Consider the following 15,482-nt stretch of genomic DNA (forward strand, 5'->3'; position numbering starts at 1 on the left):
CATGGTCCACGTGACCGATGGTACCAACGTTTACGTGCGGCTTGGTCCGCGCAAACTTTTCTTTTGCCATTTTGCAAAATTCCTAAAATAAAGAACAAACAGTTACAAGGTTGGCCGCATGCGGCCAACCTTGCGCGCCAAATTACTTACGAGCAGTCATCACAGCGTCGGCAACATGCTTAGGAGCTTCAGAGTAGTGCTTGAACTCCATGGAGTAGGTTGCACGACCCTGGGTTGCAGAACGCAGGTCAGTGGAGTAACCGAACATCTCGGCCAGCGGAACTTCGGCCTTGATCTTCTTGCCACCCAGACCATCATCGTCCATACCCTGGACGATACCGCGACGACGGTTCAGGTCACCCATCACGTCACCCATGTACTCTTCCGGGGTCTCCACTTCCACGGCCATCATCGGCTCGAGGATGCAAGGACCGGCACGGCGCATGGCTTCTTTGAAGGCCATGGAACCGGCCAGTTCAAAGGCGATCTGCGACGAGTCGACATCGTGGTAAGAACCGAAGGTCAGACGTACGGTTACGTCAACCACAGGGAAGCCGGCCAGGATACCGTTGGACAGGGTGTTCTGGATACCCTTGTCAACCGAAGGGATGAATTCGCGAGGAATCACACCACCCTTGATTTCGTCGAAGAACTTGTAGCCTTGGCCTTCGCCGGACGGTTCCAGAGTGATCACGGCGTGACCGTACTGACCCTTACCACCGGACTGCTTGACGTGCTTACCGTCAACATCAGTAACCGTCTTGGTAATGGTTTCACGGTAGGCAACCTGAGGTGCGCCAACGTTGGCTTCAACACCGAATTCACGCTTCATGCGGTCAACCAGAATTTCCAGGTGCAGTTCGCCCATACCGGAAATGATGGTTTGGCCGGATTCTTCGTCGGTACGCACGCGGAACGACGGGTCTTCCTTGGCCAGGCGGTTCAGGGCAACGCCCATCTTCTCCTGGTCAGCCTTGGTTTTTGGCTCAACGGCAACGTGAATCACCGGCTCCGGGAATTCCATGCGCTCCAGGATCAGCGGAGCGTCGATGGCGCACAGGGTTTCACCGGTAGTCACTTCCTTCAGGCCGATACCGGCAGCGATGTCGCCGGCACGAACTTCGGTGATTTCCTTGCGATCGTTAGCGTGCATCTGTACGATACGGCCCATACGCTCTTTCTTGCCCTTAACCGAGTTCAGCACGGTGTCGCCGGAGTTAACCACGCCGGAGTACACACGGAAGAACGTCAGCTGACCAACATACGGGTCGTTCATCAGCTTGAATGCCAGAGCGGAGAACGGTGCGGTGTCGGAAGCTTCGCGAGTGGTCGGAGTACCGTCGTCCAGTTCACCCGGAACCGGTGGCACGTCCAGCGGGCTAGGCAGCAGCTCAACAACCGCGTCCAGCATGCGCTGAACACCCTTGTTCTTGAACGCGGAGCCGCACAGCATCGGCTGGATTTCGCAACGCAGGGTACGCTGACGCAGACCGTGAACGATTTCTTCTTCGCTCAGGGTTTCGCCTTCCAGGTACTTGTTCATGGTGTCTTCGTCGACTTCTGCCGCCGCTTCAACCATCTTCTCGCGCCACTCTTCAGCAACTGCCACCAGATCAGCCGGGATGTCGCCATATTCGAACTTCATACCCTGGGAAGCTTCGTCCCAGATGATGGCTTTCATCTTCAGCAGGTCAACCACACCGGTAAAGCCTTCTTCGGCACCGATAGGCACCACGATAGGCACCGGATTGCCGCGCAGACGGGTCTTGACCTGTTCTACGGCACGGAAGAAGTTGGCACCCTGACGGTCCATCTTGTTCACGAAGGCAATGCGTGGCACTTTGTACTTGTTGGCCTGGCGCCATACAGTCTCGGACTGAGGCTGTACGCCACCCACGGCGCAGTAAACCATCACCGCACCGTCCAGTACACGCATGGAACGCTCTACCTCAATGGTAAAGTCCACGTGGCCCGGGGTATCAATGATGTTGAAGTGGTGCTCGGGGAACTGGAGAGCCATGCCCTTCCAGTAGGTGGTGGTGGCAGCCGAGGTAATGGTGATACCGCGTTCCTGCTCCTGCTCCATCCAGTCCATGGTGGCGGCGCCATCATGCACTTCACCGATTTTGTGGTTCACACCGGTATAGAACAGAATACGTTCTGTAGTGGTGGTTTTACCCGCATCAATATGCGCCGAGATACCGATGTTACGGTACCGTTCAATAGGAGTTTTTCTAGCCACGGCCAGAATCCTTTCGCAGGATGATTATTAGAAGCGGAAGTGGGAGAATGCTTTGTTGGCTTCAGCCATACGATGCACTTCATCGCGCTTCTTCATGGCGCCGCCGCGGCCTTCAGCCGCATCCATCAGCTCGCCGGCCAGACGCAGATCCATGGACTTTTCACCACGCTTGCGTGCAGCATCGCGCAACCAGCGCATGGCCAGAGCCATACGACGGGATGGACGTACTTCAACAGGAACTTGATAGTTTGCACCACCAACGCGACGGCTCTTGACTTCAACAACCGGCTTGGCGTTAGTCAGTGCAGTATTGAATACTTCAAGAGCGTTCTTGCCGCTCTTCTTCTCGATTTGCTCGAGGGCGCCGTAAATGATGCGTTCGGCAACAGACTTCTTGCCGTCGATCATCACAACGTTCATGAACTTGGACAGATCCTGGCTACCAAACTTCGGATCCGGCAGGACATCACGCTTCGGGACTTCTCTGCGTCTTGGCATTTCAATTCCTTCAATCTATTCAGTTGAGCTTCATGCTCGCGACTACTCAATGGAGCAGCCACTTACTCGACAGCAAATGCTGCCGCTGACGACCCAAGTAACAATTACTTAGGACGCTTGGCACCGTACTTGGAACGAGCCTGCTTACGGTCTTTAACGCCAGCAGTGTCCAAGGAGCCGCGAACGGTGTGGTAACGCACACCTGGCAAGTCTTTTACACGACCGCCACGGATCAGCACGACCGAGTGTTCTTGCAGGTTGTGGCCTTCACCGCCGATGTACGAAATCACTTCGAAACCGTTGGTCAGGCGAACCTTGCACACTTTACGCAGTGCGGAGTTCGGCTTCTTAGGGGTGGTAGTGTAAACACGGGTGCACACGCCACGCTTCTGCGGGCAGGCTTCCAGTGCTGGCACCTTGCTGTTCGAAACAACCGGGGCGCGGCCTTTACGAACGAGTTGGTTGATGGTTGGCATTACTATCAGTTCCTAATTGAATCCTTCGGCGGCACCATACCACCGAGAAGATCGTGGATTATATTTTGGTCAACTACCAGCGTCAATAAAATAACGCTGCCCATCCAATGTTAACCATTGAATGTGCAGCGTTTTTTGCAAAGACGGCAGATCAGGACTGACTGTCGCTGATTTCGATCTCGGATTCGAGTGCCGATGACTCGATTGCCACATCACCACCTTCACCGGTACGGCGGCGGTTGCGATGATAAGCCAGACCGGTACCGGCCGGGATCAGGCGACCAACGATCACGTTTTCCTTCAGACCGCGCAGATCATCCTTTTTGCCCATGATCGCCGCTTCGGTCAGCACGCGCGTGGTTTCCTGGAACGAGGCCGCAGAGATGAAGGAATCTGTCGACAGCGACGCCTTGGTGATACCCAGCAGTACGTTGTCGTACTGGGCCGGCATCTTGCCATCGGCAATCATGTTGTCGTTGGTCTCCAGCACTTCGGCACGCTCAACCTGCTCGCCGATGATGAAATCGGTATCGCCGTTGTCGGTGATGATCACGCGACGCAGCATCTGGCGAACGATCACCTCGATGTGCTTGTCGTTAATCTTCACACCCTGCAGACGGTAAACCTCCTGCACTTCCTGGCTGATGTAGCGCGCCAGCGCCTCGATACCCTGCAGACGCAGGATGTCGTGCGGATCAACCGGACCGTCGACAATCACTTCACCGCGGTTCACGACTTGACCATCGTGCACCAGCACGTGCTTGTCTTTCGGGATCAGGCTTTCGTGTGCGTAGCCGTCCAGATCGGTGATGATCAGGCGCTGCTTGCCCTTGGTGTCCTTGCCGAAGGAAACGGTACCGGTCACCTCGGCCAGCATGCCCGCATCTTTCGGCGAGCGGGCTTCGAACAGTTCGGCCACACGCGGCAGACCACCGGTAATGTCACGGGTCTTGGACGATTCCTGCGGAATACGTGCCAGCACTTCACCCTTGCCCACTTCCTGACCGTCACGCACGGTAATGATCGCGCCAACCTGGAAGGTGATCGATACCGAAGCATCGGAACCCGCCAGTTTCACTTCATTGCCATTGTCGTCCAGCAGTTTCACCAGCGGGCGCAGCATCTTCGACTGTGCGGTGGCGCGACGCTTGGAGTCGATCACCACCAGCGTCGACAGACCGGTGACTTCGTCGGTCTGCTTGGCGACGGTGGCGCCCTCTTCCACGTTCTCGAACTTCACGCAACCGGCGTACTCGGTGATGATCGGACGGGTATGCGGGTCCCATGTCGCCAGCACTGCACCGGCCTTGATGGTCAGACCGTCGGTCACCATCAGGGTCGCGCCGTACGGCACCTTGTGACGTTCTCGCTCGCGGCCAACGTCGTCATGGATCACCACTTCGCCGGAACGAGTGATCACGATCAGCTCGCCCTTGCTGTTGGCCACGTAACGCATCTGGCTGTTGAAGCGTACAGTGCCGTTGGACTTGCCTTCCACCTGGCTGGCGGCGGCATTTCGCGATGCCGCACCACCGATGTGGAAGGTACGCATGGTCAGCTGGGTACCTGGTTCACCAATCGACTGGGCGGCGATCACGCCGACTGCCTCGCCAGCATTAACGCGCTTGCCACGTGCCAGATCACGGCCATAACACTGCGCACACAGGCCATAACGGGTTTCGCAAGTGATGGCGGTACGCACCTTCACCTCATCGATACCGAGGCTGTCGATCAGTTCGATCAGGCTTTCGTCCAGCAGGGTGCCGGCCTCAATCACGGTTTCATTGCTGGATGGATCGACGACATCGGTAGCGGCGACACGACCGAGAATACGGTCGCGCAGCGGTTCAATCACGTCACCCCCCTGCACCACGGCCTTCATCGCGAAGCCGTTGCTGGTACCGCAATCGTCCTCAATCACCACCAGATCCTGGGTCACGTCGACCAGACGACGGGTCAGGTAACCGGAGTTCGCGGTCTTCAGTGCGGTATCGGCCAGACCCTTACGGGCACCGTGTGTCGAAATGAAGTACTGCAGAACCGTCAGGCCTTCGCGGAAGTTGGCGGTAATCGGCGTTTCGATAATCGAACCGTCCGGCTTCGCCATCAGGCCACGCATACCGGCCAGCTGTTTGATCTGTGCCGCGGAGCCACGGGCACCGGAGTCGGCCATCATGTAGATCGAATTGAACGATTCCTGATCAACTTCCTTGCCTTCGCGGTCGATCACCTTCTGCGTGGACAGACCGTCCATCATCGCCTTGGCGATCTTGTCGCCGGTACGACCCCAGATATCGACGACCTTGTTGTAGCGCTCGCCCTGGGTCACCAGACCCTGACGATACTGCTCTTCGATCTCTTTGACTTCCTTGTTGGCTTCGCCCAGCAGTTCGGTCTTCTTCACCGGGATCAGCATGTCGTCGACGCAAATCGAGATGCCGCCACGGGTGGAGTAGGCAAAACCGGTGTACATCAGCTGGTCGGCGAAGATCACGGTGTCGCGAATGCCGCAACGACGGAAGGAGCCGTTGATCAGACGCGAGATTTCCTTCTTCTTCAGTGCCTTGTTGATGTACTCGAACGGCAGGCCCTTCGGCAGGATTTCCGACAGGATGGCGCGGCCAACGGTGGTGTCGTAGCGCTTGATCACCGGCTGGAACTCGCCCTGCTCGTCCTTGACCCATTCCTTCAGGCGCACGGTGATACGGGTCGCCAGCTCTACCTGACGCGTCTCGTAGGCACGATGCACTTCGGAAGTGTCGGCGAAGACCATGCCTTCATTCTTGCCGTTTACCTTGTCGCGGGTCATGTAGTACAGACCCAGCACGATATCCTGCGACGGCACGATGATAGGCTCGCCGTTGGCAGGCGACAGCACGTTGTTGGTGGCCAGCATCAGGGTGCGGGCTTCCATCTGCGCTTCCAGCGACAGCGGCACGTGAACGGCCATCTGGTCACCGTCGAAGTCGGCGTTGAATGCCGCGCAGACCAGTGGGTGCAGCTGGATGGCCTTACCTTCGATCAGCAGCGGCTCGAACGCCTGGATACCCAGGCGGTGCAGCGTTGGCGCACGGTTCAGCAGGACCGGATGCTCGCGGATCACGTCTTCCAGGATGTCCCACACTTCCGGCACTTCCTGCTCGACCAGCTTCTTGGCCGCCTTGATGGTGGAGGCCAGGCCCAGCACTTCCAGCTTGTGGAAAATGAAGGGCTTGAACAGTTCCAGCGCCATTTTCTTTGGCAGACCGCACTGGTGCAGACGCAGGGTCGGGCCTACGGTAATCACGGAACGACCGGAGTAGTCCACGCGCTTACCCAGCAGGTTCTGACGGAAACGACCGCCCTTACCCTTGATCATGTCGGCCAGCGACTTCAGCGGACGCTTGTTGGCACCAGTCATCGCCTTGCCGCGACGGCCGTTGTCCAGCAGCGAGTCAACCGATTCCTGCAGCATGCGCTTCTCGTTGCGCACGATGATGTCCGGCGCACGCAGTTCCAGCAGACGCTTCAGGCGGTTGTTACGGTTGATGACGCGGCGGTACAGGTCGTTCAGGTCGGAGGTCGCGAAGCGGCCACCGTCCAGCGGCACCAGCGGACGCAGCTCCGGCGGCAGCACCGGCAGCACTTCCATGATCATCCATTCCGGCTTCATGCCGGAACGCTGGAACGCCTCCAGCACCTTCAGGCGCTTGGCGATTTTCTTGATCTTGGTGTCGGACGAGGTCGACGACAGTTCGTTGCGCAGGGTTTCGACTTCGGAAGTCAAGTCCAGACGCTTGAGCAACTCGCGTACCGCTTCGGCACCCATCAGCGCCACGAACTCTTCGCCGTACTCGTCCAGCTTGTCGAGGTAGTCTTCCTCGCTCAGCAGCTGACGTGGCTGCAAGCTGGTCAGACCAGGTTCGGTCACCACGAAGGCTTCGAAATACAGCACGCGTTCGATGTCGCGCAGGGTCATGTCCAGCACCATGCCCAGACGGGACGGCAGCGACTTCAGGAACCAGATATGCGCAACCGGCGACGCCAGTTCGATGTGGCCCATGCGCTCGCGACGTACCTTGGACAGGGTGACTTCAACGCCACACTTCTCGCAGATCACGCCACGATGCTTCAGGCGCTTGTACTTGCCGCACAGGCACTCGTAATCCTTTACCGGCCCGAAAATACGGGCGCAGAACAGGCCATCACGCTCCGGCTTGAATGTCCGGTAGTTGATGGTTTCCGGTTTCTTGACTTCACCGAACGACCAGGAACGGATCTTGTCCGGGGAGGCGATGCCGATCTTAATCGCATCAAACTCTTCTTCTTGCGTGACTTGCTTAAAGAGATCGAGCAGAGCTTTCATTGCGTCTCCATTCAGGAGGAGCCCGCGGCCAACGTTGGCCGCAGGCTACCTTGCCTAATTAATAACGTTCCAGGTCGATATCCAGGCCCAGCGAGCGGATTTCCTTAACGAGTACGTTAAAGGATTCCGGCATGCCGGCATCGATCTTGTGTTCGCCCTTGACGATGTTTTCGTAAATCTTGGTACGGCCGGTGACATCGTCCGACTTCACGGTCAGCATTTCCTGCAGCGTGTAAGCCGCGCCGTAGGCTTCCAGCGCCCACACTTCCATCTCACCGAAACGCTGGCCACCGAACTGCGCCTTGCCGCCCAGCGGCTGCTGGGTCACCAGCGAGTACGGGCCGGTGGAACGGGCGTGCATCTTGTCGTCGACCAGGTGATGCAGCTTCAGGTAGTGCATCACGCCGACGGTCACGCGGCGGTCGAAGGCTTCGCCGGAGCGGCCGTCGAACAGAGTCATCTGCGTCTTGCTGCCGTTGAAGCCCAGTTGCGCGGTGTGCTCGTCTTCATCCGGGTACGCCAGCTGCAGCATGTGCATGATTTCGGATTCTTTGGCACCGTCAAACACCGGCGTCGCGAACGGCATGCCCTTACGCAGGTTCTGCGCCAGAGTCAGGATTTCGTCATCCGACATTTCCGCCAGCGATTCCTGCTTGCCGGTATCGTTGTAGATGCGTTCCAGGTAGGCACGCAGCTCGCCGATGCCCTGCTGCTGCTTGAGCATGCGGTCGATGCGCTCGCCGATACCCTTGGCAGCCCAACCGAGGTGCACTTCCAGAATCTGACCGATGTTCATCCGCGACGGAACGCCCAGCGGGTTCAGCACGATGTCGACCGGACGACCGTCGGCCATGTACGGCATGTCTTCCACCGGCAGGATGCGCGATACCACACCCTTGTTACCGTGACGACCGGCCATCTTGTCACCAGCCTGCAGGCGGCGTTTCACCGCGATGTAGACCTTGACCATCTTCTGCACGCCCGGCGGCAGTTCGTCGCCCTGGGTCAGCTTGCGCTTCTTGTCTTCGAACTTCAGATCGAATTCTTCACGCTTCTGCGCCAGGCTTTCCTTGATCAGCTCCAGCTGCTTGGCGATGTCTTCATCGGCCATGCGGATATCGAACCATTCGTGCTTGGACGGCAGGCCGTCCAGATAGGCGACGTCGATTTCAGAGCCTTTGGCCAGGCGCTTCGGACCACCGTTGGCGACCTTGCCCAGGATCAGGCGCTCGATACGGCTGAAAGCATCGTTTTCGAAAATACGCAGCTGGTCGTTCAGGTCCAGGCGATAGCGCTTCAGTTCGGCATCGATGATGGACTGGGCACGCTTGTCGCGCTCGATACCTTCGCGGGTGAACACCTGCACGTCGATCACGGTACCGACCATGCCGGTCGGCACGCGCAGCGAGGTGTCTTTCACGTCGGACGCTTTTTCACCGAAGATCGCGCGCAGCAGCTTCTCTTCCGGTGTCAGCTGGGTTTCGCCCTTAGGCGTCACCTTGCCGACCAGCACGTCACCGGCGGTCACTTCGGCGCCGATGTAAACGATGCCGGAGTCGTCGAGGCGGTTGGACATGCGCTCGGACAGGTTCGGGATGTCGCGGGAGATTTCTTCCGGCCCCAGCTTGGTGTCACGGGCAACAACCGACAGCTCTTCGATGTGGATCGAGGTGTAGCGGTCGTCGGCCACCACCTTCTCCGAGATCAGGATCGAGTCCTCGAAGTTGTAGCCGTTCCACGGCATGAAGGCGATGGTCATGTTCTGACCCAGCGCCAGCTCACCCATGTCGGTCGAGGCACCGTCTGCCACCACGTCGCCACGGGCGATGTGGTCACCAACGCTGACTACCGGACGCTGGTTGATGTTGGTGTTCTGGTTGGAACGGGTGAACTTGGTCAGGTTGTAGATATCGACACCAACTTCACCGGCCAGCGCTTCTTCGTCGTTGACGCGTACCACGACACGGGTCGCATCGACGTAATCCACTACGCCGCCACGGCGTGCCACCACGGTGGTGCCGGAGTCGGTCGCCACTGCACGTTCGATACCGGTACCGACGAAGGATTTTTCCGGACGCAGGCAAGGTACCGCCTGACGCTGCATGTTGGCACCCATCAAGGCACGGTTCGCATCGTCGTGTTCCAGGAATGGAATCAGCGAGGCCGCTACCGACACCACCTGACCGGTAGCCACGTCCATGTATTGCACGCGATCCGGCGTCGACAGGATGGTTTCGCCCTTTTCACGGCAGGTCACCAGCTCATCGATCAGGCTGCCGTCATCCGCCAGCTCGGCGTTGGCCTGGGCGATGATGTAGCGACCTTCTTCGATCGCCGACAGGTAGTCGATCTCGTTGGTCACCTTGCCGTCGATCACCTTGCGGTACGGCGTCTCGAGGAAGCCGTACTCGTTGGTGCGGGCATACACCGACAGCGAGTTGATCAGACCGATGTTCGGACCTTCCGGCGTCTCGATCGGGCACACGCGGCCGTAGTGGGTCGGGTGTACGTCACGCACTTCGAAACCGGCGCGTTCGCGGGTCAGACCGCCCGGGCCCAAGGCCGAAACACGGCGCTTGTGGGTCACTTCGGACAGCGGGTTGGTCTGGTCCATGAACTGCGACAGCTGGCTGGAGCCGAAGAATTCCTTGATCGCGGCCGATACCGGCTTGGCGTTGATCAGGTCATGCGGCATCAGGTTGTCGGATTCGGCCTGGTTCAGGCGTTCCTTCACCGCGCGCTCGACACGCACCAGACCGGCACGGAACTGGTTCTCGGCCAGTTCACCGACGGAACGCACACGACGGTTACCCAGATGATCGATATCGTCTACTTCGCCACGGCCGTTGCGCAGCTCGACCAGGATGGCGATGACCGACACGATGTCTTCGTTCGACAGCACACCGTCCATCACGTCGCGGCGATGGGCGAAGGTGTCGGACAGCATGGTCTTGAACCACTCCGGCGACTTGTCATCCAGCTTGTACTGGTAAGTGCGGGTGTTGAACTTCATGCGGCCAACACGGGACAGGTCGTAGCTGTCCTCGTTGAAGAACAGGCGCTGGAACAGTTGCTCGACAGCGTCTTCCGTTGGCGGCTCGCCCGGGCGCATCATGCGGTAAATCGCCACGCGCGCCTGCAGCTGGTCGGCGATGTCGTCGCCGCGCAGGGTGTGCGCGATGTAACCGCCATGATCCAGGTCGTTGATGAACAGCACGTCGACTTCAGCGACGTCATGGATGTCCATCTTGGCCAGCAGGTCGTCGGTGATTTCCTCGTTGGCGCGCGCGATCACTTCGCCGGTTTCCGGGGCGATCACGTTGCGGGCCAGGATCTTGCCGACCAGCACGTCGAACGGTACTTCGATACGGTCAAGGTTGGCCGCAGCGATATCACGGATGTGCTTGGCGGTGATGCGCTTGTCCTTGGCAACGATCAGTTTGCCGTCTTCGCCAACGATGTCCAGCTTGGCCACTTCGCCCTTCAGGCGGTCGGCAACCACCTTCTGGAACACACCATTCTTGGTCAGGTAGAACGTGTCGCAGCTGTAGAACTCGGACAGGATGCGCTCGCTGGTATATCCCAGCGCCTTGAGCAGGATCGATACCGGCATCTTGCGGCGGCGGTCGATACGGAAGAACAGCTGATCCTTGGCGTCGAACTCGAAGTCCAGCCACGAGCCGCGGTAAGGAATCACGCGGGCAGAGAACAGCAGTTTGCCGGAAGAGTGGGTCTTGCCGCGATCGTGTTCAAAGAACACGCCTGGCGAACGGTGCAACTGGGAAACGATGACACGCTCGGTACCGTTGATGATGAACGAACCGTTCGAGGTCATCAGCGGGATTTCACCCATGTAGACTTCGTTCTCGCGCACTTCCTTCACCACCGGCTTGGAAGATTCGCGATCGAGAATGGTCAAACGGATTCGTGCACGCAGAGGCGAGGCGAAGGTGATGCCACGCAGTTGGCATTCCTGTACATCAAATGGCGGTTCACCCAACACATAGTGTACAAAGTCGAGGCGGGCAAAACCGTTGTGACTTACGATCGGGAAAATCGACTTGAATGCAGCCTGCAGGCCCACATCCTTACGCTGATCGTACGGCACACCCAACTGGAGGAACTCAGTGTACGAATCAATCTGCGTTGCCAACAGGAATGGGACATCGAGAACGGTTTGACGCTTCGCAAAGCTTTTACGAATACGTTTTTTCTCAGTAAACGAATAACTCATAGAGTCTCCATTGTGGGGGGTGGCGCAAGAAACCAAACGTCAGCAGCCACAAAACTTGAATGCTGACCTTTAGCAACTCGTTACAACATCACAAGCGCAACAAGGCTGGCGGATTTCTCCACCAGCCTCACTAATCTTCGCCAGGAAGATTATTTTACTTCAGCCTTGGCGCCAGCTTCGATCAGCTGCTTGGCGATGTCGTCGGCTTCAGCCTTGGATACGCCTTCCTTGACATTCTTCGGAGCGCCATCTACCAGATCCTTGGCTTCTTTCAGACCCAGGCCGGTGATCGCACGAACAACCTTGATCACGTTAACTTTGCTTTCGCCGGCAGCAGTCAGAACCACGTCGAACTCGGTCTTCTCTTCAGCAGCAGCAGCACCAGCACCCGCAGGACCGGCAACAGCAACGGCAGCAGCGGAAACGCCGAACTTCTCTTCGAACGCCTTAACCAGGTCGTTCAGTTCCATAACAGTCAGACCAGCAACTGCGTCGAGGATATCTTCTTTGGTGATAGCCATTTGTAAAACTCCTGAATACGGTATGAATCGAATAAATTAAGCGGCTTCGGATTGCTTCTGCTCGGCCAGAGCGGCCAGAGCACGAGCAAAACCGGATACCGGAGCCTGCATAACGTAGAGCAGCTTGGACAGCAGCTCTTCGCGGCCCGGAATCGAAGCCAGTTCGGCTACTTCGGCAGCATTCAGCACTTTGCCGTTGTAGGAACCTGCCTTGACGACAATTTTGTTGTCTTCTTTGGCAAATTGGTACAGCACCTTGGCAGCAGCTACCGGATCAGCAGATACACCGTAAACCAGCGGGCCAACCATTTGGTCAGCCAGTGCTTCGAACTGTGTACCGGCAACGGCGCGACGAACCAGAGTATTCTTCAGAACACGCAGGTAAACGCCGTTCTCACGCGCCTTGGCGCGGAGTTTGGTCATGCTGCTAACCTCGATGCCCCGATATTCGGCGATAACGAGAGTCTGGGCATCCACCAGCTGGGCAGATACTTCAGCTACAACCGCCTTTTTATCTTCAATATTGAGACTCAAGGTCCACCTCCTAGACTGAAATGAAGCAGGATATTCTGCTTCGCTTTGCAGCGGCGACCTAATCAGGAGACATAACAAACGGATGGTGCTCATGGGCGGAATTGAACCGCCGACCTCTCCCTTACCAAGGGAGTGCTCTACCCCTGAGCTACATGAGCCAAATACGTTGAAAGCCTTCTAAGGGTTCACCATCTGCGTAGGCTACTCTTGCGAGCATTAAGCCAGACGGCACCTACGGTCTTTGACAATCTGGCAGGCAAAGCCTGCCAGCCCAAAGCCATTGTGAAACTGCCAGACCGGCAAATTAAACGCCAGTGGTCGCAGTATCAACGCGTACACCAACACCCATGGTGCTGGATACGGCAATCTTCTTCAGGTATACGCCTTTGGATGCAGCCGGCTTGGCCTTAACCAGAGCGTCAACCAGCGCAACAAAGTTTTCGCGCAGGGCCTCAACTTCGAACGAAGCACGGCCCAGAGTGGCGTGAATGATACCTGCCTTGTCGGTACGGTACTGCACCTGACCGGCCTTGGCGTTCTTCACGGCTTCGGCAACGTTAGGAGTAACGGTACCCACCTTCGGGTTAGGCATCAGGCCACGCGGACCCAGGATCTGACCCAACTGGCCGACAACACGCATTGCATCCGGAGAAGCAATCACGACGTCGAAATCCAGGTTACCGGCCTTGACTTGCTCGGCCAGGTCTTCGAAACCAACCACTTCTGCACCGGCGGCCTTGGCGGCTTCAGCGTTTGCACCTTGTGCAAACACGGCAACGCGTACCGATTTGCCGGTACCACGTGGCAGCACAACCGAACCACGAACAACCTGGTCGGATTTACGCGGATCGACACCCAGATTCACGGCAACGTCGATGGACTCATCGAATTTGGCAGTAGCCGCGCTCTTGACCAGAGCAATGGCCTCTTCAACAGCGTACAGCTTGTTACGATCAACCTGAGCCTTCAGGGCTTGAACGCGCTTGGACAGTTTTGCCATGTTACACACCCTCCACTTCCAGACCCATGGAGCGGGCGGAACCAGCAATAGTACGAACTGCAGCATCAAGGTCAGCGGCAGTCAGGTCTGGCTGCTTGGCCTTGGCGATGTCTTCCAGTTGCGCACGGGTCACCTTGCCAACCTTGTCAGCATGAGCCTTGGCGCTACCCTTCTGGATACCAGCTGCTTTTTTCAGCAGAATGGTAGCAGGGGGGGTCTTCATCACGAAGGTGAAGGATTTATCTGCGTAAGCAGTGATCACCACCGGAATTGGCAGACCCGGTTCAACACCCTGAGTCTGGGCGTTGAACGCCTTGCAGAATTCCATGATGTTCAAGCCGCGCTGACCCAGCGCAGGACCGATAGGAGGCGATGGATTGGCTTTACCAGCTGGCACTTGCAGCTTGATGTAGCCGATGATTTTCTTTGCCACGATGTAGACTCCGTGTATGGGTTAAACGCGGACTGCCCGCTCCCCAAGTGAAAGGAGCAGGATTATACCTGCCCCACAAAAAAACAACAACTTAAAGTTTTTCAACCTGACTGAACTCGAGCTCGACCGGCGTATCCCGACCGAAAATCTGCACCGAGACACGCAGCCTGTTTCGCTCGTAGTTGACCTCGTCAACAACACCATTGAAGTCATTGAACGGACCTTCGTTGACGCGAACGCGCTCACCCACCTCAAACAGCACCTTAGGCTTGGGCTTTTCCACCCCTTCCTGCATCTGCTGCATAATGGACTCAACTTCCTTCACCGAAATTGGTGCAGGGCGGTTGGCGGTGCCACCCACAAACCCGGTCACCTTTGGTGTACTTTTCACCAGATGCCAGGTTTCATCGGTCATTTCCATCTCGACCAGGACATAGCCCGGGAAAAACTTGCGCTCGGTAATGGAGCGGCGACCGTTCTTGATATCGACCACTTCCTCAACCGGCACCAGCACCTGGCCAAACAAATCCTGCAAGCCGTCGCGCTCGATGCGCTCACGCAGCGCCTTTTGCACACTCTTCTCGAAACCGGAGTACGCGTGCACGACATACCAACGCTTTGCCATGATTAACCTCTGTTAAGCAATACGTCGTAGAACAGCCACGACAGGGAGGAATCGACCAGCCACATGAACAAGGACAGCACCAGCACGAAGACGAAAACCATCAACGTCATCTGCGTTGCTTCTTTTCTTGTCGGCCACACCACCTTTTTAGCTTCGATCAGCGACTCTTGCGCATAAAGCACAAACTGCTTGCCCGGCGCTGACAACCAGACCACGCCGGCCGCAATCGCAATCGAGACGACAAAAAGCAGCGCGCGCAGCACACCCTGGTCTGCCGGCAACAGGTAGAAACCAACCACCCCCGCCACCAACACCAGAATTGCCGCAACCAGCTTCAGCCTATCTTGCATTTCCATCTGTCGTTTCCACCATTTACATGCGTCAAAAAGACTAACCGGCGCATAAGCGCCGGTTAGTCTTAATTGGCAGGCCAGGAGGGTCTCGAACCCCCAACCCTCGGTTTTGGAGACCGATACTCTACCAATTGAGCTACTGGCCTAAAACCTGTTTATCAGGCGATGATTTTGGCAACAACGCCAGCACCAACGGTGCGACCACCTTCACGAATGGCGAA

The 15,482-nt window shown here is 57.4% G+C and carries 11 protein-coding genes, 2 tRNA genes and 1 pseudogene; all 14 read right to left on the reverse strand.

What is annotated here, in order from left to right; genetic code table 11:
• Window positions 1–70, reverse strand: a pseudogene (locus IE083_RS15880) (GTP-binding protein); the annotation flags it as partial.
• Window positions 71–142: 72 nt separating this feature from the next.
• Complete coding sequence (gene fusA / locus IE083_RS14055; RefSeq protein WP_189354600.1) at window positions 143–2,242, reverse strand: elongation factor G; 2,100 nt, start codon at window positions 2,240–2,242, stop codon at window positions 143–145.
• Between the two features lie 27 nt (window positions 2,243–2,269).
• Window positions 2,270–2,740, reverse strand: a complete 471-nt coding sequence (gene rpsG / locus IE083_RS14060) for a 30S ribosomal protein S7 (protein ID WP_047968368.1) — start codon at window positions 2,738–2,740, stop codon at window positions 2,270–2,272.
• 104 nt (window positions 2,741–2,844) lie between these two features.
• Window positions 2,845–3,216, reverse strand: coding sequence for a 30S ribosomal protein S12 (rpsL, locus tag IE083_RS14065; protein WP_189354602.1), 372 nt, complete (start codon window positions 3,214–3,216; stop codon window positions 2,845–2,847).
• Between the two features lie 151 nt (window positions 3,217–3,367).
• Window positions 3,368–7,561 (reverse strand): DNA-directed RNA polymerase subunit beta', encoded by a 4,194-nt coding sequence (gene rpoC / locus IE083_RS14070; protein WP_189354604.1) that lies wholly within the window; start codon window positions 7,559–7,561, stop codon window positions 3,368–3,370.
• 58 nt (window positions 7,562–7,619) lie between these two features.
• On the reverse strand, window positions 7,620–11,795 hold the full coding sequence (gene rpoB / locus IE083_RS14075) for a DNA-directed RNA polymerase subunit beta (RefSeq protein WP_189354606.1): 4,176 nt from the start codon (window positions 11,793–11,795) through the stop codon (window positions 7,620–7,622).
• A 149-nt stretch (window positions 11,796–11,944) separates the two neighbouring features.
• On the reverse strand, window positions 11,945–12,316 hold the full coding sequence (gene rplL, locus IE083_RS14080) for a 50S ribosomal protein L7/L12 (RefSeq protein ID WP_189354608.1): 372 nt from the start codon (window positions 12,314–12,316) through the stop codon (window positions 11,945–11,947).
• Between the two features lie 36 nt (window positions 12,317–12,352).
• Window positions 12,353–12,850 carry a 50S ribosomal protein L10 gene (gene rplJ, locus IE083_RS14085; protein ID WP_189354610.1) on the reverse strand — a complete coding sequence of 166 codons (498 nt, stop codon included), beginning with the start codon at window positions 12,848–12,850 and terminating at the stop codon, window positions 12,353–12,355.
• Between the two features lie 83 nt (window positions 12,851–12,933).
• Window positions 12,934–13,008 (reverse strand) — tRNA-Thr (locus IE083_RS14090).
• Between the two features lie 146 nt (window positions 13,009–13,154).
• The gene (gene rplA, locus IE083_RS14095; RefSeq protein WP_189354612.1) at window positions 13,155–13,850 is read right to left on the reverse strand and encodes a 50S ribosomal protein L1; all 696 of its coding nucleotides are present in this window, start codon (window positions 13,848–13,850) and stop codon (window positions 13,155–13,157) included.
• Window position 13,851: 1 nt separating this feature from the next.
• On the reverse strand, window positions 13,852–14,283 hold the full coding sequence (gene rplK / locus IE083_RS14100) for a 50S ribosomal protein L11 (protein ID WP_047968375.1): 432 nt from the start codon (window positions 14,281–14,283) through the stop codon (window positions 13,852–13,854).
• A 91-nt stretch (window positions 14,284–14,374) separates the two neighbouring features.
• Window positions 14,375–14,908, reverse strand: coding sequence for a transcription termination/antitermination protein NusG (gene nusG, locus IE083_RS14105; RefSeq protein WP_189354614.1), 534 nt, complete (start codon window positions 14,906–14,908; stop codon window positions 14,375–14,377).
• Window positions 14,909–14,910: 2 nt separating this feature from the next.
• Complete coding sequence (gene secE, locus IE083_RS14110) at window positions 14,911–15,264, reverse strand: preprotein translocase subunit SecE (RefSeq protein WP_189354616.1); 354 nt, start codon at window positions 15,262–15,264, stop codon at window positions 14,911–14,913.
• A 67-nt stretch (window positions 15,265–15,331) separates the two neighbouring features.
• Window positions 15,332–15,407 (reverse strand) — tRNA-Trp (locus tag IE083_RS14115).
• Window positions 15,408–15,482: the final 75 nt, after the last annotated feature.

The sequence above is a fragment of the Vogesella fluminis genome (assembly GCF_014652335.1).
GTDB classification, from domain to species: Bacteria; Pseudomonadota; Gammaproteobacteria; order Burkholderiales; family Chromobacteriaceae; genus Vogesella; species Vogesella fluminis.

Bases quoted from the DNA above. Each gene is read 5' to 3' on its own strand.
- rpsG (WP_047968368.1), bottom strand. From the start codon at position 2,740: ATGCCAAGACGCAGAGAAGTCCCGAAGCGTGATGTCCTGCCGGATCCG.
- rpsL (WP_189354602.1), bottom strand. From the start codon at position 3,216: ATGCCAACCATCAACCAACTCGTTCGTAAAGGCCGCGCCCCGGTTGTT.
- rpoC (WP_189354604.1), bottom strand. From the start codon at position 7,561: ATGAAAGCTCTGCTCGATCTCTTTAAGCAAGTCACGCAAGAAGAAGAG.
- rpoB (WP_189354606.1), bottom strand. From the start codon at position 11,795: ATGAGTTATTCGTTTACTGAGAAAAAACGTATTCGTAAAAGCTTTGCG.
- rplL (WP_189354608.1), bottom strand. From the start codon at position 12,316: ATGGCTATCACCAAAGAAGATATCCTCGACGCAGTTGCTGGTCTGACT.
- rplA (WP_189354612.1), bottom strand. From the start codon at position 13,850: ATGGCAAAACTGTCCAAGCGCGTTCAAGCCCTGAAGGCTCAGGTTGAT.
- nusG (WP_189354614.1), bottom strand. From the start codon at position 14,908: ATGGCAAAGCGTTGGTATGTCGTGCACGCGTACTCCGGTTTCGAGAAG.
- secE (WP_189354616.1), bottom strand. From the start codon at position 15,264: ATGGAAATGCAAGATAGGCTGAAGCTGGTTGCGGCAATTCTGGTGTTG.